This window comes from Halomonas sp. TH-94, assembly GCF_057473365.1.
On record NZ_JBYCKL010000060.1, the window covers coordinates 21,078 to 44,396 of the forward strand.

Below are 23,319 nucleotides of genomic sequence, written 5' to 3' on the forward strand. Positions count from 1 at the left end.
AGTTCACTATCGGAAACAGAGTTTCCAAAGCGTACCACAGAAGGCGCTCCCTGCATTGCTTGGGGCGCCTCTGACGTGCGCGACGACGACGACCTTTTCAGCCTTCGAAAGGCAGTCCGAGAAGTGCCTTGATATGGGCCTCGGCGCTACGCCCCAGGGAATCCAGGTCGTAGCCGCCCTCCAGCACCGACACCAGGCGGTTGTCGGCATAGAGTGTGGCAATGTCCAGCGCCAGGCGTGTGACCCAGTAATAATCCTCGTCTTCCAGGCACAGCTCGGCCATGGGGTCTTCGCGATGGGCATCGAAACCGGCCGAAATCAGCACCAGCTCGGGCTTGAAGGCGTGCAGGGCGGGTAGCCAGTCGTCCTCGATCGCCTTGCGAAACGCAACGCTGTCGGTGCCGGCTTCCAGCGGGGTATTGACCACGTTTTGCCACTCGCTGCGCAGGTAGCGCCACGGGTAGAAGGGGAACTGAAAGCTGGTGCAGATCAGAATGTTCGGGTCGTCCTTGAAGATATCGATGGTGCCATTGCACTGGTGTACGTCGAAATCGAGGATGGCGATGCGTTTGACGCCATGGCGGGAGCGGGCGTGAGCGGCCCCTACGGCGACGTTGTTGTAGAAGCAGAATCCCATGGCATCGGTGGCTTCCGCGTGATGGCCGGGGGGGCGAACGGCACAGAACACGTTGTCTGCCTGGCCGCGATACACCTGGTCGACCCCACGGATCACGGCACCAGCCGCCACGCGAGCGGCGCTCAGGCTGTCCGGATTCATCATGGTGTCACTGTCCAGCGTGACGATACCGGCCTCGGGGACGCATTTGTCCAAGGCACGCAGGTGTCGCAGTGGATGGACCCTTGCCAACTCCTCTTCACTGGCGGGGCGTGCTTCCGACTGCATCGTCTGCTGCAGGAGGCCGCTGAGGGCGAGACGAGCTTTGATGGCTTCAAGGCGCAGGGGGCTTTCTGGATGCTCCGGACCCATATGGTGAAGATCGCAGTCAGGATGCGAGATGAATGACGTGATCATACGGATCTCCAGAGTGACTGGGGTCACCTTAATGCGCCTAAGCCCTTGCACAACAGTGTCAATAAGTCGTACACAGGGAAGCATATTCTTCTGGTGGAGGTAACGCTTTGAGTACCCGGTTCCTGCGCCACTTCTTCGAACCGCGCACCATCGCGGTGATAGGCGCCTCCGAAAAGCCCCACTCCATTGGCGGCATCGTGATTCGCAACCTGCAGGAGGCGGGCTTCCCGGGAACGCTGTGGGCCGTCAATCGCAAGGGCTATGAGTCGGTCTTCGAGCAGCCCTGTTTCCCGCGAATAGCGGAACTGCCGGAAACGCCGGACCTGGCGGTCGTGTGTACGCCGGCCGACACGCTTCCCAAGGTGATCTCTCGGCTAGGACGGATTGGCGTCAAGGCGGCCCTGGTGCTGACCGGGGGAGCGCATCTGGACGATGTGGAAAACGACTCGGGCTCTATACGCGAGCGCATGCTGACCGCCGCTCGAGAATCGGGCATACGGGTACTCGGACCGGAGTGCATGGGCCTGATCGTGCCGGGGCGCCGTATCAATGCCTCCTATTCCAGCCAGCCGGTCAAGGCCGGCAAGGTCGCCTATCTGGGGCAGTCGGGCATGCTCGGCAACGCCATGATCGACTGGGCGGCAGGGCGGGGCATCGGTTTTTCGCACCTGATCACGGTAGGCGACAGCGTCGACGTGATGCTTCCCGATCTCATCGACTACATCAACCAGTTCGCTCCCACCCAGGCCATCCTGCTGCACCTCGAACGAATAAACGATTCCCAGCACTTCATGACCGCCCTGCGCGACGCATCACGCCACCGTCTGGTACTGGCTATCAAGAGCGGGCGAACGCCGCAGTCGGACCTGTCCGGAATGCCGCCGACCCCCGGCATCGCCAATCGCGACGTGGTCTTCGATGCCGCGTTGTCACGCGCCGGGGTAGTGAGGGTGAACGATTCCGACGAGTTGTTCGATGCGCTGATGACCCTGTCGCAGATGCGCCCGCTGAAAGGCGACCGTCTCGCCATCGTCTCCAACGGGCTGGGACCTGCCATGCTTGCCATCGACAAGCTGGTCAGTGCGGGCGGCACGCTGGCTAAATTCAACGAAGAGACACGCAATGCACTGCGCAAGGGTGTCTTCGACATGAGCAAGCCTGGCGAGAACCCGGTAGATCTTGGCGGCAATGCCACGCCGGAACGCTTCGTCGATGCGTTGGAAATCGTCGCTGCCGACCCCGGGGTCGACGCTGTGCTGGTGGTACACGCCCCCACGCGCCTGGCTCCTTCGAAGGTCACGGCCCAGGCACTGATTGCCAATCGCAAGCGTTTCAAGCGCAACCTGCTGACCAGCTGGATGGGGCTGGAGGGCGCGCTCTACGCCCGCCATGAATGCAGCATGGCGGGAATACCGACCTACGTCTCACCGGAGAAAGCGGTCAAGGCGTTCATGCACATGGTCGACTATCAACGTGTGCAAGCACTGCTGCAGGAAACGCCACCGAGCTTGCCGTTCAGCACCACGGCGGACATTCGAGCGCGCTGCCACACCCTGATCGAACAGGCGCGGGCAGAGGGACGCGAGACCCTCTCGCACTCCGAGGCTGCTCAGGTACTCGAAGCCTACGGTATTCCGGTGGCATCCAGTCGCTACGTTCATACGCCTGACGAGGCCGCCGCCGCGGCGCAGGAGCTTGAAGGCCCCTGGGCCCTCAAGGTGGTACACGACGGCAACTGCCGCCCATTTCGCTATCGCAAGCATCCCCATCGCCTCTCGGCCGGGTTGCTCCAGGATCTTCATGAACCGCACCAGGTGGCGGAGGGGCTGACCCGGCTCGGCCACAAGATTCACGAGAAATTCCCGCCGGTGAAAATTCGCGAGTACTGCCTGCAGTCGATGCAGCGCGGCAAGCACTCGATGCAGATCTGTGCCGGGATCACGCGAGACCCGGTATTCGGTCCCTTGATCGTGTTCGGCATCGGCGGCTACAAGGTCAATATTCTGGCCGACCGGCAGGTGGCGCTACCGCCGCTGAACATGACCCTGGCAGCCGATGTGGTCGGCCGTACCCATGCCGCCCGGCTGATTCGCGAACACTCCAGCGAGCCCGAGCGCGACCTCAAGAGACTGTGCCAGCTATTGGTCAAACTGTCGCAGATGGCCACGGACCTGCTTGAACTACGTGGCCTGGAGCTCAACCCGCTGCTGCTCAACCGGGACGGCATGGTGGCGGTGGATTTTGCCCTCGATCTCGGCACCCCGGCACGGTTTGCCATCATGCCGTACCCGGAGGAGCTGCGGGAGTGGGTAACGCTAAACAATGGCATGCGGGTCGAAGTGCGCCCCATCCGCGCCGAAGATGCACCCTTGATCACAAGCTTCCACAGCCAGCTGTCGGAAGAGAGCATTCGCTTTCGCTATTTTCACAACAAATCCGATCTCAGCCAGCGAGACCTGTCGATCCTTTCGCACATCAACTACGACCGTCAGATGGCCTTCATCGCGGAGCACCAGAAGGATGACGGCAGCAAGGAAATGCTCGGCGTGGTGCGGGTATGGAACGACCCCGATAACATCCGCACCGAATTCTCCATCATCGTGCGTGACGACATGGCAGGGCAGGGGCTTGGCAGTCTGCTGATGAAGAAGATGATCGGTTACTGCCGCAGCGTGGGTACGCTGGAAATGATCGGCAAAATCATGGTCGACAACCACCCCATGCGGGCGCTGATGAAGCATCTCGGCTTCCGTTGCCGCTACAACATGGAGGAGCAGGTAGTCGATGCGGTACTGCGCCTCAACGAACCGGAAAGCGAGTGGCAGCGCCACCGGCTGGAGAGTCTCCCCGACTAAGGCGGACAATCGACAGGCGCCGATGTGGCATCGGCGCCTGCGCAGAATCGATTAGAGACGACTCACGGGGCCAGGCGGAAAGAGCGCCAGGCCTCGTCGCGGAATTCGTAGCGGATGCGGTCATGCAACCGGCTCGGCTGGCCCTGCCAGAACTCGAGCATGTCCGGCACTACCCGATAGCCGCCCCAATGCCCAGGACGCGGGATCTCCTGACCCTCATAGGCCTGCTCGAAGCGATGCTGACGCTCTTCGATCCAGTGCCGATCGGGAATCACGACGCTCTGAGTCGCGACCCAGGCCCCCAGCTGACTGGCGCGAGGGCGGCTGTTGAAATAGGCATCCGATTCGGCTTCACCGACCTGTTCCACGCGCCCCTCGATACGCACCTGGCGCCCCAGGCTGGGCCACCAGAAAACCAGTGCGGCCTGAGGAACATTGGCCAGTTCGCTGCCCTTGTGGCTGTGGTAGTTGGTGTAGAACACCATGCCGCGCTCATCGAAGCCCTTCAACAGCACGACGCGTGCGTGGGGCAGGCCCTGGCTGTCGACCGTGGCCAGCGTCATCACATTGCCGTCCTGGCCTTCGGCATCCAATGCCAGCGTCAGCCACTCGTCGAACAGCACCATGGGCTCGCCGGGCACCATGCCTTCCTCGAGCCGGCCACCCTCGTAGTCCCGCCTTATATCGGCAATGTTGCGTGTCATGGCGTACTCCTCGTCTTTTCATTCTATGGTCGCCGTAGAAGGGAAGCAGCACAACACCCACGGCAAAATCGGTAACGTTCAATCCGTGGCCACCCCCAGGGGCTGGATTGGCGCAGCCCCTTCGAGTGCTCGCCCTGAGACAGCGCGCGTTTCACCCGCTATGGTCCCACCTTCATCTGGCGGCTACGGAAGCGGGCGTAGAACATACAGCCGGTGAACAGTCCGAGAGCGGTCAGCGCTTCGGCAACGCCTAGAATCCCCTGGCCGGGAAGCGTTGCCACCATGACGCCTTGAACGAAATAGAGCAGGCTGACGAAGGCGAGCCAGGCATGCCCTCTGGGGCGCTTGCTCAGTATCGAAGGAAGAAAGAGGATCAGCGGCAGACCGCGAATCAGAATGGGCATCAGCGGATTGGTGCCGGCCTCCATCGCCAGACCGCTCCAGGCCAGCAGCCCCAGCAGCACGACATAGCTGCCCAGTACCAACTGTCGGCTGCGCTCCGTAAGGTTGTCAACGCCGTGACGCGCCTCGAGATCCTCCACCCAACGCCTCATGCAGACTCCCTCAGGTTGCCAAGTGCCAGGGCCAGCCGAGCCAGGCGCTTGCCCTGGGCGCGAACCAGGCGACGCTCGGCATCGCTGAGAGGCTGATCGCTGCGTTGACCCGCCACGTGACTGGCCCCGTAGGGCGTACCACCCCCCGTGGTGGTCATCAGGTCGGTCTCGCTGTAGGGCAAGCCGGCATAAACCATGCCGTGATGCAGCAAGGGCAGCAGCATGGACACCAGGGTGGTTTCCTGGCCCCCATGCAGGCTGGACGTGGAAGTGAACGCCGTGGCCGGCTTGTCGATCAAGGCACCGTTGAGCCACAGCGCACTGGTCGAGTCGATGAAGTGCTTGAGCGGCGCGGCCATGTTGCCAAAACGGGTCGGGCTGCCCAGCGCCAGGCCGGCACATTGGCGCAGGTCGTCCAGGTCGGCATAGACGGCCCCCTCGGCGGGAATCTCGGGGTCGACGGCTTCACAGGTGGGCGACACCGGCGGCACGGTACGCAGCCGCGCCTCGATGCCGGGACATGATTCGACTCCGGCAGCCAGTTGCTCGGCCATGCTGCGCGTTGCGCCATGTCGGGAATAGTAAAGGATCAGCACATAGGGAATGGAATCGCGCATCGTGGCTCCAGTTCGAGGGAGTGCAGGTATCAGTCTTGAGCGTGGACGAGCGCCAGCACATCTTCTGGGGGACGCCCGATAACGGCACGCTTGCCGTCATCGGCGATGGGGCGTTCCATCAGCTTGGGGTACTTGACGAGGGCGCGGATGACCTGTTCCTGATCCTGCAGGTTGGTCTCCTCGACTTCGCGCCACTCTGCCTCCTGAGTCCTCACCAGCGCCTCCCCGTCGGCGTCCAGGCGTGACATGAGGTCGCGCAGCTCATCTTCGCTGAGGGGGTCGTCGAGATAGCGACGTACCGTCACCTCGACACCTCGCTCCTCAAGCAACGCCAGGGCCTGTCGCGACTTCGAGCAGCGGGGGTTGTGGTAGAGCGTAATGGCCATGTGAGACTCCTCGATCCTTGGAAGGCTGGTCAGTATTGTAGAAGGCGCGCCAGGGTCGCCACAACCGTGGCCCGCGGAAATGTCCGCTTCGATCAGTCGCTTGCATCGGCCTGGGGGGAGTGAGCGGTCTCGTTCAAGCGGCGGTAGACCCAGGCCACGCGGCCATCCGTCAGCCGCATGGGCTCCCGCTGGTAGCGAATGCCAAGGCGTTCATAGCGATCGAGGCGCTCGAGCTCGTCGGCATCGACTACGATGACCTCGCCCGCCACTCGCTCACCGGGGGCCTCGGTGAGATCGAGGCCCTCGCGACGAAATCCATCGAGCAAGGCCGCTTCCGTAACTCCGGCTCGGCCCATGACCACCCACCTTACGGGAGCGAAGCGCAGCGTGCCGTAGACGAATACCGCATGCTCGCCCTGCTCGATGGGGGGCAGGTGGGCAGGGCGGTCGTAGGTGAGGGGGCTAAGCATGGTGAACCAGAGCCAACTCAGTATGACTACCAGGGCAACGAGCACACCGAGAACGCAATGACGCAGGCGCATGTCTACTCCATCGGATGCGTAGATGCACATCCTGCCACGGCAAAGAGCCTGTGTCCGGTTCTCCGCCGCCACTGGGCTCTGATAGGATGAAGTCGAGGCTCGACCACAGCGGAGGGTTGCCATGACTCACTCAGCACATGAGGATCAGGACTTCAGCGCACTGATGGGGGATGTGAGACCGCTGCGCAGGAGCACCAATCGGGCCAACCCGGGGGCGCGCCGCAGTCGGCCGACCGAGGCTCAACTGGCGCGGCGAGAAAGTGCCCAGGCCGAGCTCGCTCAGGACAGCTTTCTATCGGACGATTTCGTCGAACTGCTGCCACCCTACGATCCTGTCGCGTTTCGCCGCGACGGCATCCAGCAGGGCGTCGTCGACCGTCTGCGCCACGGTGGCTACTCAGCCCAGTCGCGGCTGCACCTGCTGCGCCGCCCCTTGGCGGAATGTCGCCGCATGCTGCCGCCTTTCATTCACGAGGCCTATGCCCACGACTTGCGTTCGGTGCTCATCGTGCACGGCCGCGGGCAGGAGATCGATAGCCCCGCCAACGTGTTGCGCTCCTACCTGGCCAAATGGCTCGCTCAGTTTCAGGAAGTGCAGGCGTACGTTTCCGCCCAGCAGGCAGACGGCGGGCTAGGGGCAACGTGGGTCATGCTGCGCAAGAGCGAGCGCGCCAAGGCGGCAAATCGTGAACGCCAACAGAAGCGACGTGGCTGAAGCGTAACCGTGAAAAAGCCGGCACGAGGCCGGCTTTTAGCGTTTGGCTGGCAACCTCAGCCGCTGTCTAGACCAGCGCCGGCTGGACGTGCTTCACGCTTTCACGCATGCGATGGCGAAACAGCGGCTCGTCCACGTCGACGGCGGGCTGATAGGCACGACTGAAGGTATTCAAGGCGCGCAGAGCGTCTTCCAGCCACTGATCCTCACGCAGCGACAGGGCATCGAAGCCGCAGCGGGTAAGAAAGAATACCTGGTCGACCAGCACGTCCCCGATAGCGCGAATTTCACCCTCGTAGCCGTAACGCTCGCGCAGCAAGCGCGCCAGGCTGTAGCCGCGGCCATCGGTGAACTTGGGAAAGTCGATGGCAATCAGCGGGGCGCCGCCAAGTTCCTCGGCCAGCTCAGGCGTGAGCTCGGTATGGCTGGGCAGCCACGGTGCCAGCTCACGGCTGCCTTCCAACTCCTGCCAGCGTGCCAGGGACACGATGGCGGGGCTGTCCGGAAGCGGGGCGTCGTCTTCGCGTACCAGTACCCAACGGTCTTCGGCCGGCTTGCCGCCACGAATGAAGGGGGGCAGGGTGGTGGTCTGATCAGGCATATACCCGCTCCTTGAATGGCTTGAGGCCGATACGGCGATAGGTCTCGATGAAGGTCTCACCGTCGGCACGCTCGCCGACATAGACCTGCAACACCTTGTCGATGACCTCGGGAACGCTCTCGCGGTCGAACGAGGGGCCGAGTATCTTGCCCAGCGATGAGTCGTTGCCCTGAGCGCCGCCGAGGGAGATCTGGTACCACTCCTCGCCTTTCTTGTCGACGCCGAGAATACCGATGTGGCCCACATGGTGATGACCGCAGGCATTCATGCAGCCGGAAATATTGAGATCGAGCGGCCCCAGATCGTAGAGGAAGTCGATGTCTTCGAAGCGCTCCTGGATGGCGTGGGCCACCGGGATCGACTTGGCATTGGCCAAGGCGCAGTAATCGCCTCCCGGGCAGCAGATCAGATCGGCGAGGGTCCCGACGGTAGGGTTGGCCAGGCCGAGCTCATCGAGGCGCTGCCAGAGCTCTGCCAGCCGGTCCACCGCCACATCGGCCAACACCAGGTTCTGCTCATGGGTGACGCGGATCTCACCGTAGCTGAACTCCTCGGCCAGATCGGCCACCTGGTGCATCTGCTCCCAGGTGAGGTCGCCCGGCGAGTGGCCGCTGCGCTTTAGCGAAAGGGTGACGGCCTTGTAGCCCGGCACCTTGTGGCCATGCACGTTGTTGGTGACGAAACGGGAGAAGGCCCGGTTCTCGCTACGCAGGCGCTCGAACTCGGCGACCGCCTCCTCGCTGACGGGGCGGCGATCGGGGTCGATGAAGTGGGCCTGCATCGCCTCGACGGCTTCACGCGTCAACGTTTGCGGTCCATCCTTGAGGTGCGCCCACTCAGCATCGACGCGGCGGCGGAACTCATCGACACCCAGTGCCTTGACGAGGATCTTGATTCGCGCCTTGAACTTGTTGTCGCGGCGGCCGAACTGGTTGTAGACGCGAACCAGAGCCTCCAGGTAGGTCAACAGGTGCTGCCAATGCAGGTCGTCTCGTACCACCTCACCGATCATCGGCGTGCGGCCAAGGCCACCGCCAGCCAGTACCTTGACGCGCACTTCGCCGTGGTCGTCGCGCCAGAAGCGCAGGCCTACATCGTGCACCTGGATGGCGGCGCGGTCCTCGGAAGCGCCGGTCACGGCGATCTTGAACTTGCGCGGCAGATAGGTGAATTCGGGGTGGAACGTCGACCACTGGCGGATCAGTTCGCACCAGGGCCGCGGATCTACCTCCTCGTCTTCGGAAATACCGGCGAACTGGTCGGTGGAGGTGTTGCGAATATCGTTGCCGCTGGTCTGAATGCCGTGCATCTGCACGCTGGCGAGCTCGGCCAGCATGTCGGGTACGGTTTCCAGCTTCGGCCAGTTCAGCTGCAAATTGGTGCGCGTGGTGAAGTGGCCATAGCCGCGATCGTAATCGCGGGCCAGGTCGCCCAGCTTGCGCAGCTGGTAGGAGGCCAGCATGCCGTAGGGGATGGCGATACGCAGCATGGGCGCGTAGCGCTGGACATAGAGACCGTTCTGCACGCGTAGCGGCAGAAACTCTTCGTCGCTCAGTCTTCCAGCCAGATAACGGTCCATCTGGTCGCGAAACTGGGCGACGCGTTCATTGACCAGAGCCTGGTCATGGGTGTCATAGCGATACATTCAGCCGGTCCTGCTGCTGGGGGAATGGCGAAGCGTCAGGGGGCACCATAACGCCCCGAGCATATTCTTTGAAAGAATAAATATTCATATTTTTTATACATAAAGACATATAAGGGTCAAGGCTAGGCCCGTTAGCGCTGCCATGAGACACGACAGGGGCTGGCTGCCGGTGCCTCCGGCCGTGCCCGTAACGGCGCACGGCCGGCCATGACCTCAGGTCGGGTCGTATGAAAGCACCGGTGAGAGCCAGCGCTCCATCTCGACGAGATTCATGCCCTTGCGCTCGGCCAGCGCCTCGACTTGGTCGCGAGTGATCTTGCCGGTTGAGAAGTATTTCGACTGCGGATGGGAGAAGTACCACCCCGATACCGCAGCAGCCGGCCACATGGCAAAGTTCTCGGTCAGCTCGATGCCGGCATTCGCGGTGGCGTCGAGGAGTTGAAACAGCGTGCGTTTCTCGGTGTGATCGGGGCAGGCGGGATAACCCGGGGCAGGCCTGATGCCCTGATATTTCTCGGCAATCAGAGAATCGTTGTCGAGAGTCTCGTCAGGTACGTAGCCCCAGAACTCCTTGCGCACCCGCTCGTGCATGCGCTCGGCGAAGGCTTCGGCCAGGCGGTCGGTCAGCGCCTGGACCATGATCGCGCTGTAGTCGTCCCCGGCGGCCTTGTAGCGCTCCGCCAGCGCCTCGACGCCGTGACCCGTGGTCACGGCAAAGCCGCCGATCCAGTCGGCCTTGCCGCTGCTCTTGGGAGCCACGAAGTCGGCCAGGCTGTAGCAGATGCCGTCGCGATTCTTGGTGGTCTGCTGACGGATATGATGAAGACGTTCCACCACTTCGCTGCGCGACTCGTCGGCATAGACTTCGATGACATCGTCATCGACGCTGTTGGCAGGCCACAGGCCGATGACGCCACGTGCTTCCACATGCTTCTCGTCGAGAAGCTTGCGCAGCATCTCCTGGCCATCGGCAAACAGGCTGCGAGCAGCTTCGCCGACGACGGCATCATCCAGGATGCGAGGATACTTGCCCGCCAGCTCCCAGCTCATGAAGAAGGGGGTCCAATCGATTCGCTCGATGAGCTCCTCGATATCGTAGTCATGGAAGACTTTGAGGCCGGTGAAGGTGGGCGGCGGTGGCGTATAGCTCGCCCAGTCGATGGGCAGCTTGCGCTGGCGGGCCTCGGCATAGCTCAGGTCCGCCGCCTTGGGCCGGCGCTTGGCATTGCGCTCGCGTACCAGTTCGTACTCTGCCTTTATTTCGGCCACGTAGGCAGGCTTCAACGCCGGCGAGAGCAGCTTGCCGGCCACCCCGACCGCACGTGAGGCATCGGTGACGTAGATCACCGGCTCATCGTACTGGGGTTCCACCTTGACCGCCGTGTGGGCCTTCGACGTCGTGGCGCCGCCGATCAGCAGCGGCAGCGTGAAGCCCTGCCGCTTCATCTCCTTGGCCACGTGGACCATCTCGTCCAGCGAGGGGGTGATCAGCCCCGACAGGCCGATGATGTCGGCATTGGCCTCTCGGGCCGCCTGCAGGATTTTCTCGGCAGGCACCATCACGCCGAGGTCGATCACCTCGTAGTTGTTGCACTGCAGGACAACGCCGACGATGTTCTTGCCGATGTCGTGAACATCGCCCTTGACGGTAGCCATGACGATCTTGCCCTTGGCCTGCTGATCCTCTGCGGCGAGCGCGTTCTTTTCTGCCTCGATATACGGGATGAGATAGGCCACCGCCTGCTTCATCACGCGCGCCGACTTGACCACCTGGGGCAGGAACATCTTGCCGGCGCCGAACAGGTCGCCGACCACGTTCATGCCATCCATCAGGGGGCCTTCGATCACTTCGATGGGCCGCGCGACCCGTTGACGAGCGAGCTCGGTATCCTCTTCTATGAACGCGGTAATACCCTTGACCAGGGCATGCTGGATGCGCTTCTCCACCGGCCAGCTGCGCCACTCCAGATCTTCCTTCTTCGCCGCGCCGCTGCCGTCGCCCTTGTATTTCTCGGCCAGGTCGACCAGACGCTCGGTGCCGTCAGGGCGACGGTTGAGCACCACGTCCTCGACCGCTTCGCGCAGCTCAGTCGGCAGGTCATCGTAGACCGCCAGCTGTCCGGCATTGACGATACCCATGGTCAGGCCGGCACGGATGGCGTGGTAAAGGAATACCGAGTGGATCGCTTCGCGTACCGGGTCGTTGCCGCGAAACGAGAACGACACGTTGGAGACACCGCCGGAAACCATGGCGTGGGGCAGGTGTTCGCGAATCCAGCGGGTAGCCTCGATGAAATCGACGGCGTAGTTGTCGTGCTCCTCGATCCCGGTGGCGATGGCGAAGATGTTGGGGTCGAAGATGATGTCTTCCGGCGGAAAGCCAATCTCCTCCACCAGCAAGGTATAGGCGCGCTGACAGATCTCGGTCTTGCGCGCGAAGGTGTCGGCCTGGCCGGTCTCGTCGAAGGCCATGACCACCACGGCAGCGCCGTAGCGGCGGCACAGAGTCGCCTGTTCGCGGAAAGAGGCCTCGCCTTCCTTGAGCGAGATGGAGTTGACCACCGCCTTGCCCTGAACGCACTTGAGCCCGGCCTCGATGATCTCCCATTTGGAGGAGTCGATCATGATCGGCACACGGGCGATGTCGGGCTCGCCGGCGATCAGGTTGAGGAAGCGCACCATCGCTTCCTGCGACTCCAGCATCCCTTCGTCCATGTTGATGTCGATGATCTGGGCACCGTTCTCGACCTGGTCGAGCGCCACCTCCAGCGCCGTCGTGAAGTCTTCCTCGACGATCAGACGCTTGAAGCGCGCCGAACCGGTGACGTTGGTGCGCTCGCCGACGTTGACGAAGAGCGAGCCCTTTTCGATGTTGAACGGTTCCAGCCCAGACAGACGACAGGCACGCGGCCGCTCGGGTACCTTGCGTGGCGGCAGGTCCCGAATGGCGGCGTGGATCGCGGCGATATGCTCCGGGGTGCTGCCACAGCAGCCGCCGATGATGTTCACCAGGCCGCTCGAGGCAAATTCGGCAACGATGGCCGCCATTTCTTCCGGCGTCTGGTCATACTCGCCGAACTCGTTGGGCAGGCCGGCGTTGGGATGCGCCGAAACGTAGGTGTCGGCTTTGGTGGAAAGCTCTTCCAGATAAGGCCGCAGCTCTTCCGCACCCAGCGCACAGTTCAGACCGATGGAGAGCGGCTGGGCATGGCGCACCGAATTCCAGAAAGCCTCGGTGGTCTGGCCGGAAAGGGTGCGGCCGGATGCGTCGGTGATGGTGCCGGAAATCATGACGGGCAGGCGTTCACCGCGGTCTTCGAACAGCGTTTCCAAGGCGAAGATGGCGGCCTTGGCATTGAGCGTGTCGAAGATGGTCTCGATCAGGATCAGATCGGCGCCACCCTCGATCAGCGCTTCGGCGGCTTCGTAATAGTTCTCGCGCAACTGGTCGAAGGTGACGTTGCGCTTGGCCGGGTCATTGACATCAGGAGAGAGCGAAGCCGTGCGCGACGTCGGCCCCAGGACGCCGGCCACATAGCGCGGCACACCGGTTTCGGCAGCCACCGCGTCACACACTTCACGCGCCAGACGGGTCGACTCGCGATTGAGCTCCGGCACCAGCTCTTCCATGCCGTAATCGGCCTGGGAAAGGCGCGTGCTGTTGAAGGTGTTGGTCTCGATGATGTCGGCACCGGCCTCGAGGTACTGGCGGTGAATACGGGTGACCAGTTCGGGGCAGGTCAGCGCCAGCAGGTCGTTGTTACCCTTCAGGTCCGAGGGCCAGTCACGGAAGCGCTCGCCGCGAAAGTCAGCTTCGTCGAGGCGGGCATTCTGCAACATGGTGCCCATGCCGCCATCCAGCATGAGGATGCGCTCACCGAGCCGTTCGGTGAGGGTGGCGGTCAGTGCAGGGGGTAGGGCGGCCATGGGTCGGGTCGGTCTCCAGCGAAAGTCACGTCCAGGAATCTATGCCGCCCCGTTGATTCTTGTCGGCTTCTGGGCAGGGCGGTCGTATCGGGCTCGACATGGTAGCAAAACCAGCGGCTTGAGGGCAGGGTTGGTCAAAAACCGACCAAAACAGTCGGGATTGTCTCGGAGCGGGCTTTTGCTTACCATGATGACATGTCACATATGGACGGCCAAACGCCGTGCCCGACCAGCGAGAACACCATGAGCGAGAGCATCCGGATTACCGACAGCGCCCAGGACTACCTTGCCGAGCTGCTCGAGAAGCAGAACGTCGAAGGTATCGCGGTGCGTATCTTCATTACCCAGCCGGGTACGCCCTATGCCGAGACCTGCCTGGCCTATTGCCGGCCCGGTGAGGAAGAGCCCACCGACGAGCGCCTGGAACTCGACAAGTTTGCCGTGCTGCTGGACAAGAACAGCCTGCCTTTCCTCGAAGAGGCAGTGGTCGACTTCAATGCCGACCGCATGGGTGGCCAGCTCACCATCAAGGCACCCAACGCCAAGATGCCCAAGGTCAACGCCGACAGTCCGCTGGAAGATCGCATCAACTATATCCTCTACAGCGAAATCAATCCTGGCCTGGCTGCCCACGGCGGGGAGATCAAGCTGGTTGAGCTGACCGACAAACAGGTGGCGGTGCTGGCGTTCGGCGGCGGCTGCCAAGGCTGCGCAGCCGTCGACCTGACGCTCAAGGAAGGTGTGGAAAAGACGCTGATGGAGCGTATCCCCGAACTGGCCGGCATCCGCGATGTGACCGACCACACCGACACGACGAATGCCTATTACCGCTGAACGCAACGCTTTGCACACGAGCAGAGTAGGTGACGCGACCGGGTAGACGCGTCACACCTCGCTAAGCGCGGCCTCTGTTCAGCGCGCACCCTCGGAAGGCTCCGCCGCGGAGCCTTCCTGCATTTCCGGCCTGGCCTCCCTGCTCGCGCGACGCGCTTCGGCGTGTTCTTCGCCTGGCTGCCAGGTGCGGCGCATCATTTCCGCCTCCAGCGTGCGCAGCCGCGCTGCCTGCTCCTCGATGTGGCGTTTCTGGTCATCGATACGCGCCTGCAGCAGTGACTGCTCGTGACGCAGCGTATCGATACGCTCTTCGGCACGGCTTCGGGCCCACTGGGTCTCGCGATGCTGCTTTTCCTCACGCGCCAACGCCGCCTGAGTCTCGTTAAGCTGCCGCTGCTGGTTTTCGTGTCGCTTGTCGAGCTGCTGCAGCGTGGCACTGTGTCGCTTCTCGGCCGACACGCGCTCCTGCCTCGCTTCGTCGAGCAACGCCATCAGCCGTGCCTCGGCTGCTTCATGGCGCTGCTCTTCCTGGTTCAGGCGAGCCAAATGCTGAGCCTCGCGCTCTGCCAGCACCTGCTGCTGCGTCTGAGCCTGTAATTCGTTCTCCTGCTGCAGTTTGTCGAGCTGTTGCAGGGCGCGCGCCAGCCGTTCCTCGAACTGGCGTGCGCGCTCCTGCAATTGATCGCGCTCGCTCTCGATACGTGCCAGCGCAGCACTGCGGGACTCGAGGCGCTGCTCGGTGCCTGCCAGGTGGGCCGACAAGGCGGTTTCCCGCTGCTCGGCATCCTCGACCTGCCGCTGGGCATCCTGCATCGCGTGCAAGGCCTCGGCAATACGCTGGTCGGCCTGCTCCCGATAGCTCGCCAACGCCTCGCCAGCCGCCTCTCGAGCCTTGTGCCAGAGGTTTTCAGCCAGGCGCAGTACCGGGTCGGGCATGGCCTGCGAGGCAGGAAGCTCTCGGCTGTGCTCACGCCGAAAACGCCACTCTCGTAGATGATCGCTGATCGTGGTGAAACTGCCGGTGCCCAGCACTTCGCGAATTTTTTGAACGCTGGGTGCTTCTCCCTTGGCTTGAAGGGCCTCGATGGCGCTCTGAACATCCTCGTATTGCACACCGCTGCGTGCCATGTCGTTTCTCCCTGAGGGTGTGGCGGCTGCTCCATGCTCACGCGGCGGGCGACACTTGTTCTTGCTATGCCTTGCGCCCGCTAGTTTGCTTAGCATAGCCGGTTTGCAGGCCTTGAGAAAGTAAATTACGTTATGTGTATTACGTAATTTACGATACACTTATATTGATAAATTCATGATTACCCGCATTATCTTGAACTTTTACTTCCCACGTCCGACACTTCTCCTTCATGACGCGCCGAAGTCAGGATCGAGGAGTGCAGGGCATGAGCGGTGCCAAAGAGGTCAGCGTAGTAACGGAAACACGGCTCGCGCAGCAAAAGCACACGGCAATGCCCATCGAGGCCACCATTGCCGCGACGAACGATGCCGAGGCCGTTGCGAGCTGGCTTAGCGAATACCGAGGCAGCCCGCAAACTCTGCGCGCCTATCGTCGAGAGGCCGAACGACTGCTGCTGTGGCTGGAGCACCAAGGGCGGGACCTTGCCCAGCTACGCCGTCGCGATCTCGACGCCTACGAGTCATTTCTCGCCTTCCCCTCGCCGCGGGAGCAATGGATAGGGCCGCCGCGCCCGCGTCACTCGTCGGATTGGCGTCCCTTTCGCGGCCCGCTGTCGCCCAGCAGCCGTCGTCAGAGCCTGATCATTCTGCAAGGCATGTTCGCTTGGCTGGTGGAGGCGGGGTGGGTCGCGCACAATCCTTTCCGCCTGATGCGCGACAAGCGACGGCGTTTGGACAATCGACAGGTCGGCATAGAGCGCTACCTGGAGCGCCCGCTGTGGGAGTGGCTCTGGGAGTGGCTGACTCAACCGCTGGGCAACGACGCCACTCGCCGCGAGCGCTTCCTCTGGCAGCGTCGGCGCATGATTTTTGGCTTCGCCTATCTGATGGCCCCGCGTATCAGTGAAATGGCCGCTGCGCGAATGAGCGACTTCTTCCAGCGTGAAGGTCGCTGGTGGTGGCGAGTGGTAGGGAAGGGCGACAAGCTGGCTCGCATTCCGGTCCCGCCCGATCTGGTAACGCTGCTATGTCACTGGCGACAGACCTTGGGCCTGCCGGCAGAACCACAGGCCCTTGAGGAGAGCCCGCTGCTGCGCGGTCTGGATGCGAAGCGCCAGCTGGGCGCCAACCAGCTTTACCGTCTGATCCGCGCTACCTTTCATGAGGCGGCGGATGCTCTGGAAGCTCAGGCCGGTGACCACGCTATCGCTCAGGCGGCGCGTCTCCGAGCCGCTACACCGCACTGGCTGCGGCACACCTCGCTGACTCACCAGGCCCAGGCCGGGGTCGAGCTGCGTTACCTGGCAAGCACCGCACGTCATGCGCGACTCGACACCACGGCGCGCTATCTGCACAACGAGGACGAAGAGTGGCATCGTCAGCAGTCAATACACGGTTTACCCGGCAGGGCCCCGGAGCCGGTATAATGAAGGCCATGTCATCACGGGAGGCAACATGACCACCGAAGCCACGGCCGAGCAGGCGCAGCAGGCATTGCGGGAAGAGTTCGAGATGTTCGACAACTGGATGGACCGCTACCAGTACATCATCGACATGGGCAAGCAGCTGCCGGCATTTCCCGAGGCGTGGAAAACGCCGGAACTCAAGATACAGGGCTGCCAATCGAACGTCTGGATGCACCACCGCTGCGAAAGCGGAGTGCTGCACTTCGATGCGGTATCGGATGCCGCCATCGTTTCCGGGCTGATTGCCGTACTGATGCGAATCTACAACGACCGTCCGCCCGCTGAAATACGCGCGACCAGCCCGCATTTCATGCAGGACCTGGGGCTCGACAAGCATTTATCGCCTACGCGCAGCAACGGCCTGCATGCCATGCTGGCGAAGATCTACGAAGTTGCCGAAAGGGAAGCCGCCTGACGTCGGGCCCCGGGGCGGCTGGCAATCTGCCTGCGCCGCTCTCTCTCGAGTATCGCTGCGGCATCGAGGCTGGCTATGGCCACATCCTGCGCTACCGGAATATCGCCTGCCAGCTGCAGCGCTTGATAGCGCCCGCAGCAGACCCGGAGAAAGGAAGCGAAGTTCGTGGGGTCGTGCCCGGCTTCGGCGGACTCCCTGGCTAGCTTCGATACCAGCTGAGCGAGGGTCAGGCCATCACGCTTGCCCACCTCCTCGAGCACTTCCCAGAAAAACCGCTCCAGACGCACGCTGGTGGAAACCCCGTCGAGGCGCATGGAACGAGTCTGAGGCTCCCAAAGCTCCGGCTCGGCGCCGATGAACAGTCTGCACATGCCTCTCCCCTCCCTCGAATGGCCCGGCCGACACTTTATCCATCATGGCGTCGGCCGCGGCCTACGGCAAGGCGGCCGTACAGTGAGGTCACAGCTCGATGCGCGTACCCAGCACCACGAGGAACTGAGACAGCCAGGCAGGGTGAGCGGGCCAGGCGGGGGCCGTAACCAGGTTGCCATCGGTGATGGCGTCGTCCACCGCGATGTCGGCGTAACGACCACCGGCAAGCTCGACCTCCGGGCGGCAGGCCGGGTAGGCGGAGCACGTACGCCCCTCCAGTACGCGAGCTGCTGCCAGCAGTTGAGCGCCATGGCAGATCGCTGCCACCGGCTTGTCGTTGCCGAAGAAGTGTTGCACGACCTCGATCACCCGTGAGTTCAGGCGCAGGTATTCAGGAGCGCGTCCGCCGGCGATCACCAGGCCGTCATAGTCGGACGGGTCGACCTCGGCGAAATCGGCGTTGAGCGTAAAGCGGTGCCCGGGCTTCTCGCTGTAGGTTTGGTCGCCTTCGAAGTCGTGAATGGCGGTGGCAATGCTCTCTCCGGCCCGCTTGTCGGGACACACCGCATCTACGCGGTGGCCGACGGCTTGAAGGGCCTGAAAGGGCACCATGGTTTCGTAGTCTTCGGCGAAGTCGCCGCACAGCAAAAGCAGTCGCTTGGCGGACATGGCGTGTCTCCTCATCGGCTCGTTATGTTGGAATGTGCCTTTTGCACTCTGGCATGGCTTGGCCGAAAGAGGGTGGTAGCGGGCTACTACAGACGAGCTGACAAAGAAAAAACAGGGGGGCAGAGAGGTGACGCGAAACCGTCGTGGTTCGAGCACGGGCGGCGGGGAAGGGTTCAGTGTTTGCTGCAGCTTCCTTCACGGCAGCGAAAGTGTTCATCGAGTTCGGGGTCTTCGCGGCACAGCTGCTCGCTTGGCCCGCCCGGCACGGGGTCGATGCCGCCATCGCTGCCGGGATGGCAGCGCACGATACGCCTGAAGGCCAGCCAACCCCCATGCAGGGGACCGTGAACCTGAATGGCTTCCACCGTATAGTGTGAGCAACTGGGCCAGTAGCGGCAGCGAGGTCCCAGCAGGGGACTCACCACCAGCTGGTAGAGCTTGACGAGTCCAATCAATGCCATGCTCAGGGCGCCACGCAGCAGCCTGACAGGGCGTCGCAGCCACAGCGTGAGCGAACCCACGCCTCAGCGCTCCACGGAAGACTTGCGGTAGAGCGTGTCGGGGTCGAGCAGCGGCTCGCTGCTGATCCTCGCCTCACCCTCCTCGAGCGCCACATAGAAGCAGCTACGGCGTCCGGTATGACAGGCCGGCCCCTGCTGATCTACCTGCAGCAGCAGGGTGTCGCCGTCACAGTCCAGACTGGCGCTGCGCAGCAGCTGCTGCTGACCGGACGTCTCTCCCTTGCGCCAGAGTTTTCCCCGTGAGCGAGACCAGTAGCAGACACGACGGCTGCTCAGCGTCTCTTCGATCGACTCGCGATTCATCCAGGCCATCATCAGCACTTCGCCGGTATCGTGCTGCTGAGCGATGGCCGGGATAAGACCGTCGGCATTGTAGCGCACCGCGGCGAGCACCCGCTCGATGGGCAGGCGGCTATCGAGTTCGGCGCGTTCGAGCTCCTTGAAGGTATCGGTCATGGCGTTTCCGTTGTGGCAGGCTTGGCTTGCGGCGGAGCGCAAAGACAGATGTCGCAGCTGCCCAGCAGTTCGATGGTCTGACGCTCGACGCGAAACCCCAGGTCGCGCGCCTTGGCACTGAGCTGAGCGTTGACGTCGTCCAGGTGCAGCTCCTCAACGCGCCCGCAGTGGCGACAGATCAATAGCTGAAAGCCGTGGGCATGCTCGGGGCAGGGGCAAGCCACGTAGGCATTGAGCGACTCGATACGATGGACGAGGCCCTGTTCGATCAAGAATTCGAGGGCGCGATAAATGGTCGGCGGGCGGGCCGCGGCATGCTCGAGGGCCAGCCGGTCAAGCAGCTCGTAAGCTTTCAGGCCGCCACTGGTCCCCGCAATCATCTCGAGAACTCGTCGCCTTATCGGAGTGAATCGAACACCGCGAAGTTGGCATTGTCGTTCAGCCTGCGCAAGCAGGGCGTTAGCGTCGGACATGGTTGGGCCGATAAGTATGGAACAGCGTTCATTCTACGTGCTGAGGCTGGACGGAGCCAGCTTGGGGTTCCGACCGGTTCTTGAGTACGCCCCGACGAGCGAAATGGCGTTGTGCAAAGGCGACCCGCTGCTTGACGTCAAGACCTTCGGGCTGCTTCTCCACCAGGTCCAGACGCGGCCGCAATCCCTCCCCGTTGGCCATCTGTATGGCCAGGCCGGGACGCGCGTTGAGTTCGAGCAGCATGGGGCCAAGATTGCGGTCGATGACCATGTCGGTGCCAAGATAGCCCAGACCGGTCATCTCGTAGCAGCCTGCGGCCAGCTCCAGCAGGCCGCTCCAGTCGGGAATCAGCAGGCTGGATAGTTCATGGCCGGTATCCGGATGATCGAGACGTGAGCGGTCGAATTGAACGCCGCGTACCGCGGTCCCCGTGGCGATGTCGAGTCCCACCCCGACGGCTCCCTGATGCAAGTTGGCCTTGCCGTCCGAGGCGGCCGTGGAGAGACGCATCATCGCCATTACCGGATACCCGCGGAAGATGATCACGCGAATGTCGGGCACGCCCTCGTAGGTGTATTCGGAGAGCTTTTCGTCGAAATTGATCAGTGCCTCGATCATCGCCACGTCCGGGGTTCCCCCCAGCGAGTAGAGCCCCGAGAGGATATTGGAAATGTGGCGATGCAGATCCGTCAGGCTGAGACGGGCGCCACTGGGCTTGATGAAGGCATCGCCGTCGACGCGCTCGATGACCAGGATACCCTTGCCACCGCTACCCTTGGCAGGCTTGATGACGAAACCGTCGTGCCCGGCAATCATCTCATCGACATGCTTGACCTCGAACTGGGTGGTAACCGTGCCGATCAGCGCCGGGGTGGTGATGCCATACTTCTCCGCCAGCAGTTTGGTCTTCAACTTGTCGTCCACCAGTGGGTAGAGGCGACGGTTGTTGTAACGCCCGATGTAGCGAATGTTACGCCGGTTCATGCCGATGATGCCGCGACTACTCAGCTGGCTTGGCCATGCCCACATGGTGCTCAATCCTCGGTGACCGGCTTGAAGCGCCGCAGCTCGAGCAGACGATAGCCCGTGTAGTTACCCAGCAGCATGATCAGAGCCATGATTATGAGTTGAACGCCCAGGAAGTTGAAGGTGATGTGCCGTATCCAGGGATTGTTCATGGCCAGATACGCCAGCACCGCCGTTAGGAGACTGCCACCGCCCTGAATCAAGACCTGCTTGGGTCCTTCCTCTTCCCACAGGATCGACATCCGTTCTATGGTCCAGGCCAGGATGATCATCGGGAAGAAGGTGATCGTCAGTCCGGCGTTCAGGCCCACACGGTAAGAGAGGACGGAGAAGATTGAAATGATGGCGATGACGGTGATGATGACCGCCGATACTCGCGCCACGAGCAGCAGGTTCAAGTAAGAGAGATAGTTTCGGATCACCAGTCCCACGGCGACGATCAGCAAAAAGCCTATCAACCCGGTCGCCAGCGTCGTCTGTATGAAGGCCAGGGCGATCAAAACGGGCATGAAGGTACCCGATGTCTTGATACCCACCATGATGCGCAGAAATACCACCACCAGCGCCCCGATGGGAATCAGCAGAATGGTCTGGAAAATGGCCTGCTCTTCGAGGGGCAAGCTGTGGATCGAGAAGTTGAGCAGGGTGTCCTCGGCCAGTTGGCTACGCACGGCGGCGGCCGCCGGCTGACTGCGCGACAGCATGGAGAACGTCACCCGTGAGTTGGTTCCCCCTTGAACTTCGAGCACGGCGCGCCCGCCAGCCTCCCACAGCAGCAGGTTTTCCGGCTGGCCCTGATCGGCAGTGCGCGGATTGAACAGCGCCCAGTTTTCCTCGTCGTGGAATACCATGATCCAGGATGTCAGCGTCTGGCGCCGGCGGCCATCCTCCAGCACGAGGCCGCTGACCTCGCGTGCATGCACGCCGGCTTGATTGAGCAGCCGGACCAGTAGGGGGGTTCGCTCGAACTGAGTCAGCAACAGGCGTGCATTCTCGCCCTGACGATCCTCGCTGAAGTCATGAATCAGCTCGCGGGCGAAGGTATAGGGATCGGAGCTCCGCATCCAGGCGCGTTCGATGACCTGAGCCGCGGCGGTATCGTAGGGTCGATCCCAGCTCACTTCACGCAGCGCAGGGCGAACCATCTGGCGCTGACGTCGATCCTCGGTTGCCTGGAGACGAACCGAGTAGTAGAGCTGCTGGCTGCCCGTTGCATTGCGAATGGACCACTGGGCCCGCCGCCCCGACTCGTCCTGAAGGAACGACAGGCCATAGCCCGGAGAAGCGGTATTCTCGGTCAGGATACGGTAGCCACGCTGGTGTGTGGGCAGTGCCAGGTCGACGCGTACGGGATTGCCGAGCGCGGTGAAGTCGACAATGGCTTCAACCTCCCATATCTGCCGCTGCTCTCCCGGTGTCCATGGCACCTCCATCTGAATGTGCCGATGCAGGCTGGTACCGATGCCAAGCGCCATCAGCAGACCCACGAGGAGATAGAAGGGCAGTCGTGACATGTTTCTTCCTTGCAGACAGGGCAACAGGCTGGAGATCAGCCTTCATCTTCATCGCGATCGTTGATTTCATCCTCCGCCGCCTCGGCGGCAGGACGTCCGCCAGGGAATTCGGGGCGAGGATGGATGTAGTTTTCGGCAACGTCGATCAGCGCAATATCCATGAGAAAGCGGCGTCCGAGCAGCACCGGATAATCGAGATGCGTGCGATCGCTGAGGGTGAATTCCACCGTTTCTCGAATGGGGCCCATTGTCATCAGCAGGCTGACCACCGGGCGCGATTCGCTGCCGGCGGCCTGCAGGATGCGTACGCGACGCTCGACAGGGCGCTCGATCCACTCGTCACGCACGTTCTCGACGACGATGTCGTCATCGGTGAGGCCCAGCTTGAAGCGAACCCAGTCCTCACCGTCGCGCTCGAAGCGGGTAACGTCCGTGGCACTCAGTGAGGAGGTATTGGCGCCGGAATCGACCCGTGCACGAAGATAGGTGCCGATTTCCGGCAGGCCTATCCACTCGGCGCGACCGACCAATTCCTTTGAGGAAAGCGACTCGTCCAGTTCGTTATTGCACTCGGCGGGAACCACGACCGGTTCTTCGCCACGCTGCTCGAGCCGTTCGATGTCTCCCCGCAGGTGACGCAACGTCAGGCCCATGTCGCGCATTTCCGAAAGAAACTCGGCTTGGCGTTGATCCTGACGCATCAAGTGGGAGTCGGCTCGATCGCAGCGCAAGGCCATCTGGTCTTCGAGCTGCCCCATACGAGCCTCGAAGGCCTCAGGACTCAGTGAAGGCTCAGGGGCAGATTGAGAGGCGGGGTCAAGGGCGCAACCGCTGATCAGCAACGAGCCCAGCAACCAGGCGAGGG

23 protein-coding genes are annotated in these 23,319 nt (G+C 62.5%); 5 read left to right on the forward strand and 18 right to left on the reverse strand.

The annotated features are described in order from the left end of the window. Positions 1-97 precede the first annotated feature (97 nt). Entirely contained in the window at positions 98-1,033 is a 936-nt protein-coding gene (locus AC2VNO_RS11900) for a histone deacetylase family protein (protein ID WP_486934319.1), read from the reverse strand. A 107-nt stretch (positions 1,034-1,140) separates the two neighbouring features. On the opposite strand from AC2VNO_RS11900, the gene AC2VNO_RS11905 reads away from it, so the two are divergent. Then, positions 1,141-3,888: a bifunctional acetate--CoA ligase family protein/GNAT family N-acetyltransferase gene (locus AC2VNO_RS11905; RefSeq protein ID WP_486934320.1), complete on the forward strand. Its 2,748-nt coding sequence runs from the start codon at positions 1,141-1,143 to the stop codon at positions 3,886-3,888. A gap of 62 nt (positions 3,889-3,950) precedes the next feature. Here AC2VNO_RS11905 and pdxH read toward each other — a convergent pair whose 3' ends face one another. The 5 genes from pdxH to AC2VNO_RS11930 form a co-directional block, all read right to left on the reverse strand. Then, positions 3,951-4,592, reverse strand: a complete 642-nt coding sequence (gene pdxH / locus AC2VNO_RS11910; protein ID WP_486934321.1) for a pyridoxamine 5'-phosphate oxidase — start codon at positions 4,590-4,592, stop codon at positions 3,951-3,953. Between the two features lie 158 nt (positions 4,593-4,750). Then, positions 4,751-5,146 (reverse strand): DUF2069 domain-containing protein, encoded by a 396-nt coding sequence (locus tag AC2VNO_RS11915; RefSeq protein ID WP_486934322.1) that lies wholly within the window; start codon positions 5,144-5,146, stop codon positions 4,751-4,753. Next, on the reverse strand, positions 5,143-5,763 hold the full coding sequence (gene wrbA / locus AC2VNO_RS11920; RefSeq protein ID WP_228578778.1) for an NAD(P)H:quinone oxidoreductase: 621 nt from the start codon (positions 5,761-5,763) through the stop codon (positions 5,143-5,145). Before wrbA ends, AC2VNO_RS11915 begins: the two co-directional genes overlap by 4 nt. Before the next feature lie 29 nt (positions 5,764-5,792). Then, entirely contained in the window at positions 5,793-6,149 is a 357-nt protein-coding gene (gene arsC / locus AC2VNO_RS11925) for an arsenate reductase (glutaredoxin) (protein WP_228578777.1), read from the reverse strand. 92 nt (positions 6,150-6,241) lie between these two features. Then, positions 6,242-6,691, reverse strand: a complete 450-nt coding sequence (locus tag AC2VNO_RS11930; protein ID WP_486934323.1) for a gamma-glutamylcyclotransferase family protein — start codon at positions 6,689-6,691, stop codon at positions 6,242-6,244. Positions 6,692-6,812: 121 nt separating this feature from the next. On the opposite strand from AC2VNO_RS11930, the gene smrA reads away from it, so the two are divergent. After that, entirely contained in the window at positions 6,813-7,406 is a 594-nt protein-coding gene (gene smrA / locus AC2VNO_RS11935) for a DNA endonuclease SmrA (RefSeq protein ID WP_486934324.1), read from the forward strand. Positions 7,407-7,473: 67 nt separating this feature from the next. Here smrA and AC2VNO_RS11940 read toward each other — a convergent pair whose 3' ends face one another. The 3 genes from AC2VNO_RS11940 to metH form a co-directional block, all read right to left on the reverse strand. Continuing rightward, on the reverse strand, positions 7,474-8,007 hold the full coding sequence (locus tag AC2VNO_RS11940; protein ID WP_486934325.1) for a DUF934 domain-containing protein: 534 nt from the start codon (positions 8,005-8,007) through the stop codon (positions 7,474-7,476). Next, positions 8,000-9,652, reverse strand: coding sequence for a nitrite/sulfite reductase (locus tag AC2VNO_RS11945; RefSeq protein WP_486934326.1), 1,653 nt, complete (start codon positions 9,650-9,652; stop codon positions 8,000-8,002). The genes AC2VNO_RS11940 and AC2VNO_RS11945 overlap by 8 nt, the downstream gene beginning before the upstream one ends. A 213-nt stretch (positions 9,653-9,865) precedes the next feature. Further along, positions 9,866-13,579 carry a methionine synthase gene (gene metH / locus AC2VNO_RS11950; RefSeq protein ID WP_486934327.1) on the reverse strand — a complete coding sequence of 1,238 codons (3,714 nt, stop codon included), beginning with the start codon at positions 13,577-13,579 and terminating at the stop codon, positions 9,866-9,868. A gap of 243 nt (positions 13,580-13,822) precedes the next feature. Between metH and nfuA the strand changes: the two genes are divergently transcribed. After that, the gene (gene nfuA / locus AC2VNO_RS11955) at positions 13,823-14,413 is read left to right on the forward strand and encodes a Fe-S biogenesis protein NfuA (protein ID WP_486934328.1); all 591 of its coding nucleotides are present in this window, start codon (positions 13,823-13,825) and stop codon (positions 14,411-14,413) included. Positions 14,414-14,491: 78 nt separating this feature from the next. Here nfuA and AC2VNO_RS11960 read toward each other — a convergent pair whose 3' ends face one another. Further along, positions 14,492-15,541: a DNA-binding protein gene (locus tag AC2VNO_RS11960; RefSeq protein WP_486934329.1), complete on the reverse strand. Its 1,050-nt coding sequence runs from the start codon at positions 15,539-15,541 to the stop codon at positions 14,492-14,494. A gap of 332 nt (positions 15,542-15,873) precedes the next feature. On the opposite strand from AC2VNO_RS11960, the gene AC2VNO_RS11965 reads away from it, so the two are divergent. Together AC2VNO_RS11965 and AC2VNO_RS11970 are read left to right on the forward strand one after the other, a co-directional pair. After that, positions 15,874-16,968 carry a tyrosine-type recombinase/integrase gene (locus tag AC2VNO_RS11965; protein ID WP_486934337.1) on the forward strand — a complete coding sequence of 365 codons (1,095 nt, stop codon included), beginning with the start codon at positions 15,874-15,876 and terminating at the stop codon, positions 16,966-16,968. A 28-nt stretch (positions 16,969-16,996) separates the two neighbouring features. Next, positions 16,997-17,422 (forward strand): SufE family protein, encoded by a 426-nt coding sequence (locus AC2VNO_RS11970; protein WP_486934330.1) that lies wholly within the window; start codon positions 16,997-16,999, stop codon positions 17,420-17,422. Here the strand turns inward: AC2VNO_RS11970 and AC2VNO_RS11975 are convergent. From AC2VNO_RS11975 to AC2VNO_RS12010, 8 genes are all read right to left on the reverse strand, one after another. Next, complete coding sequence (locus AC2VNO_RS11975; protein WP_486934331.1) at positions 17,392-17,793, reverse strand: ribbon-helix-helix domain-containing protein; 402 nt, start codon at positions 17,791-17,793, stop codon at positions 17,392-17,394. The genes AC2VNO_RS11970 and AC2VNO_RS11975 overlap by 31 nt on opposite strands. Before the next feature lie 88 nt (positions 17,794-17,881). Beyond that, positions 17,882-18,463, reverse strand: a complete 582-nt coding sequence (locus AC2VNO_RS11980; RefSeq protein WP_486934332.1) for a DJ-1/PfpI family protein — start codon at positions 18,461-18,463, stop codon at positions 17,882-17,884. Between the two features lie 173 nt (positions 18,464-18,636). Further along, positions 18,637-18,924 (reverse strand): membrane protein insertion efficiency factor YidD, encoded by a 288-nt coding sequence (gene yidD / locus AC2VNO_RS11985; RefSeq protein WP_486934338.1) that lies wholly within the window; start codon positions 18,922-18,924, stop codon positions 18,637-18,639. Between the two features lie 63 nt (positions 18,925-18,987). Further along, positions 18,988-19,440, reverse strand: coding sequence for a phosphoribosyl-AMP cyclohydrolase (hisI, locus tag AC2VNO_RS11990; RefSeq protein ID WP_486934333.1), 453 nt, complete (start codon positions 19,438-19,440; stop codon positions 18,988-18,990). Continuing rightward, entirely contained in the window at positions 19,437-19,913 is a 477-nt protein-coding gene (locus AC2VNO_RS11995) for a transcriptional repressor (protein WP_486934334.1), read from the reverse strand. The genes hisI and AC2VNO_RS11995 overlap by 4 nt, the downstream gene beginning before the upstream one ends. A gap of 28 nt (positions 19,914-19,941) precedes the next feature. Beyond that, on the reverse strand, positions 19,942-20,943 hold the full coding sequence (locus AC2VNO_RS12000) for an alpha-L-glutamate ligase-like protein (protein WP_486934335.1): 1,002 nt from the start codon (positions 20,941-20,943) through the stop codon (positions 19,942-19,944). 5 nt (positions 20,944-20,948) lie between these two features. Next, complete coding sequence (locus AC2VNO_RS12005) at positions 20,949-22,454, reverse strand: inactive transglutaminase family protein (protein ID WP_486934336.1); 1,506 nt, start codon at positions 22,452-22,454, stop codon at positions 20,949-20,951. A 35-nt stretch (positions 22,455-22,489) separates the two neighbouring features. Beyond that, positions 22,490-23,308 (reverse strand): ATP-dependent zinc protease family protein, encoded by an 819-nt coding sequence (locus AC2VNO_RS12010; protein WP_486934339.1) that lies wholly within the window; start codon positions 23,306-23,308, stop codon positions 22,490-22,492. Positions 23,309-23,319: the final 11 nt, after the last annotated feature.

What these genes read in the sequence shown, in the direction of transcription:
- AC2VNO_RS11960 (WP_486934329.1), bottom strand. Translation starts at nt 15,541, where the DNA reads ATGGCACGCAGCGGTGTGCAATACGAGGATGTTCAGAGCGCCATCGAG.
- AC2VNO_RS11965 (WP_486934337.1), top strand. Translation starts at nt 15,874, where the DNA reads ATGCCCATCGAGGCCACCATTGCCGCGACGAACGATGCCGAGGCCGTT.
- yidD (WP_486934338.1), bottom strand. Translation starts at nt 18,924, where the DNA reads ATGGCATTGATTGGACTCGTCAAGCTCTACCAGCTGGTGGTGAGTCCC.
- AC2VNO_RS11930 (WP_486934323.1), bottom strand. Translation starts at nt 6,691, where the DNA reads ATGCGCCTGCGTCATTGCGTTCTCGGTGTGCTCGTTGCCCTGGTAGTC.
- nfuA (WP_486934328.1), top strand. Translation starts at nt 13,823, where the DNA reads ATGAGCGAGAGCATCCGGATTACCGACAGCGCCCAGGACTACCTTGCC.
- AC2VNO_RS11970 (WP_486934330.1), top strand. Translation starts at nt 16,997, where the DNA reads ATGACCACCGAAGCCACGGCCGAGCAGGCGCAGCAGGCATTGCGGGAA.
- AC2VNO_RS11945 (WP_486934326.1), bottom strand. Translation starts at nt 9,652, where the DNA reads ATGTATCGCTATGACACCCATGACCAGGCTCTGGTCAATGAACGCGTC.
- AC2VNO_RS12000 (WP_486934335.1), bottom strand. Translation starts at nt 20,943, where the DNA reads ATGTGGGCATGGCCAAGCCAGCTGAGTAGTCGCGGCATCATCGGCATG.
- AC2VNO_RS11915 (WP_486934322.1), bottom strand. Translation starts at nt 5,146, where the DNA reads ATGAGGCGTTGGGTGGAGGATCTCGAGGCGCGTCACGGCGTTGACAAC.
- AC2VNO_RS11980 (WP_486934332.1), bottom strand. Translation starts at nt 18,463, where the DNA reads ATGTCCGCCAAGCGACTGCTTTTGCTGTGCGGCGACTTCGCCGAAGAC.
- pdxH (WP_486934321.1), bottom strand. Translation starts at nt 4,592, where the DNA reads ATGACACGCAACATTGCCGATATAAGGCGGGACTACGAGGGTGGCCGG.
- arsC (WP_228578777.1), bottom strand. Translation starts at nt 6,149, where the DNA reads ATGGCCATTACGCTCTACCACAACCCCCGCTGCTCGAAGTCGCGACAG.
- AC2VNO_RS12005 (WP_486934336.1), bottom strand. Translation starts at nt 22,454, where the DNA reads ATGTCACGACTGCCCTTCTATCTCCTCGTGGGTCTGCTGATGGCGCTT.
- wrbA (WP_228578778.1), bottom strand. Translation starts at nt 5,763, where the DNA reads ATGCGCGATTCCATTCCCTATGTGCTGATCCTTTACTATTCCCGACAT.
- metH (WP_486934327.1), bottom strand. Translation starts at nt 13,579, where the DNA reads ATGGCCGCCCTACCCCCTGCACTGACCGCCACCCTCACCGAACGGCTC.
- hisI (WP_486934333.1), bottom strand. Translation starts at nt 19,440, where the DNA reads ATGACCGATACCTTCAAGGAGCTCGAACGCGCCGAACTCGATAGCCGC.
- smrA (WP_486934324.1), top strand. Translation starts at nt 6,813, where the DNA reads ATGACTCACTCAGCACATGAGGATCAGGACTTCAGCGCACTGATGGGG.
- AC2VNO_RS11995 (WP_486934334.1), bottom strand. Translation starts at nt 19,913, where the DNA reads ATGTCCGACGCTAACGCCCTGCTTGCGCAGGCTGAACGACAATGCCAA.
- AC2VNO_RS11900 (WP_486934319.1), bottom strand. Translation starts at nt 1,033, where the DNA reads ATGATCACGTCATTCATCTCGCATCCTGACTGCGATCTTCACCATATG.
- AC2VNO_RS11975 (WP_486934331.1), bottom strand. Translation starts at nt 17,793, where the DNA reads ATGTGCAGACTGTTCATCGGCGCCGAGCCGGAGCTTTGGGAGCCTCAG.
- AC2VNO_RS11940 (WP_486934325.1), bottom strand. Translation starts at nt 8,007, where the DNA reads ATGCCTGATCAGACCACCACCCTGCCCCCCTTCATTCGTGGCGGCAAG.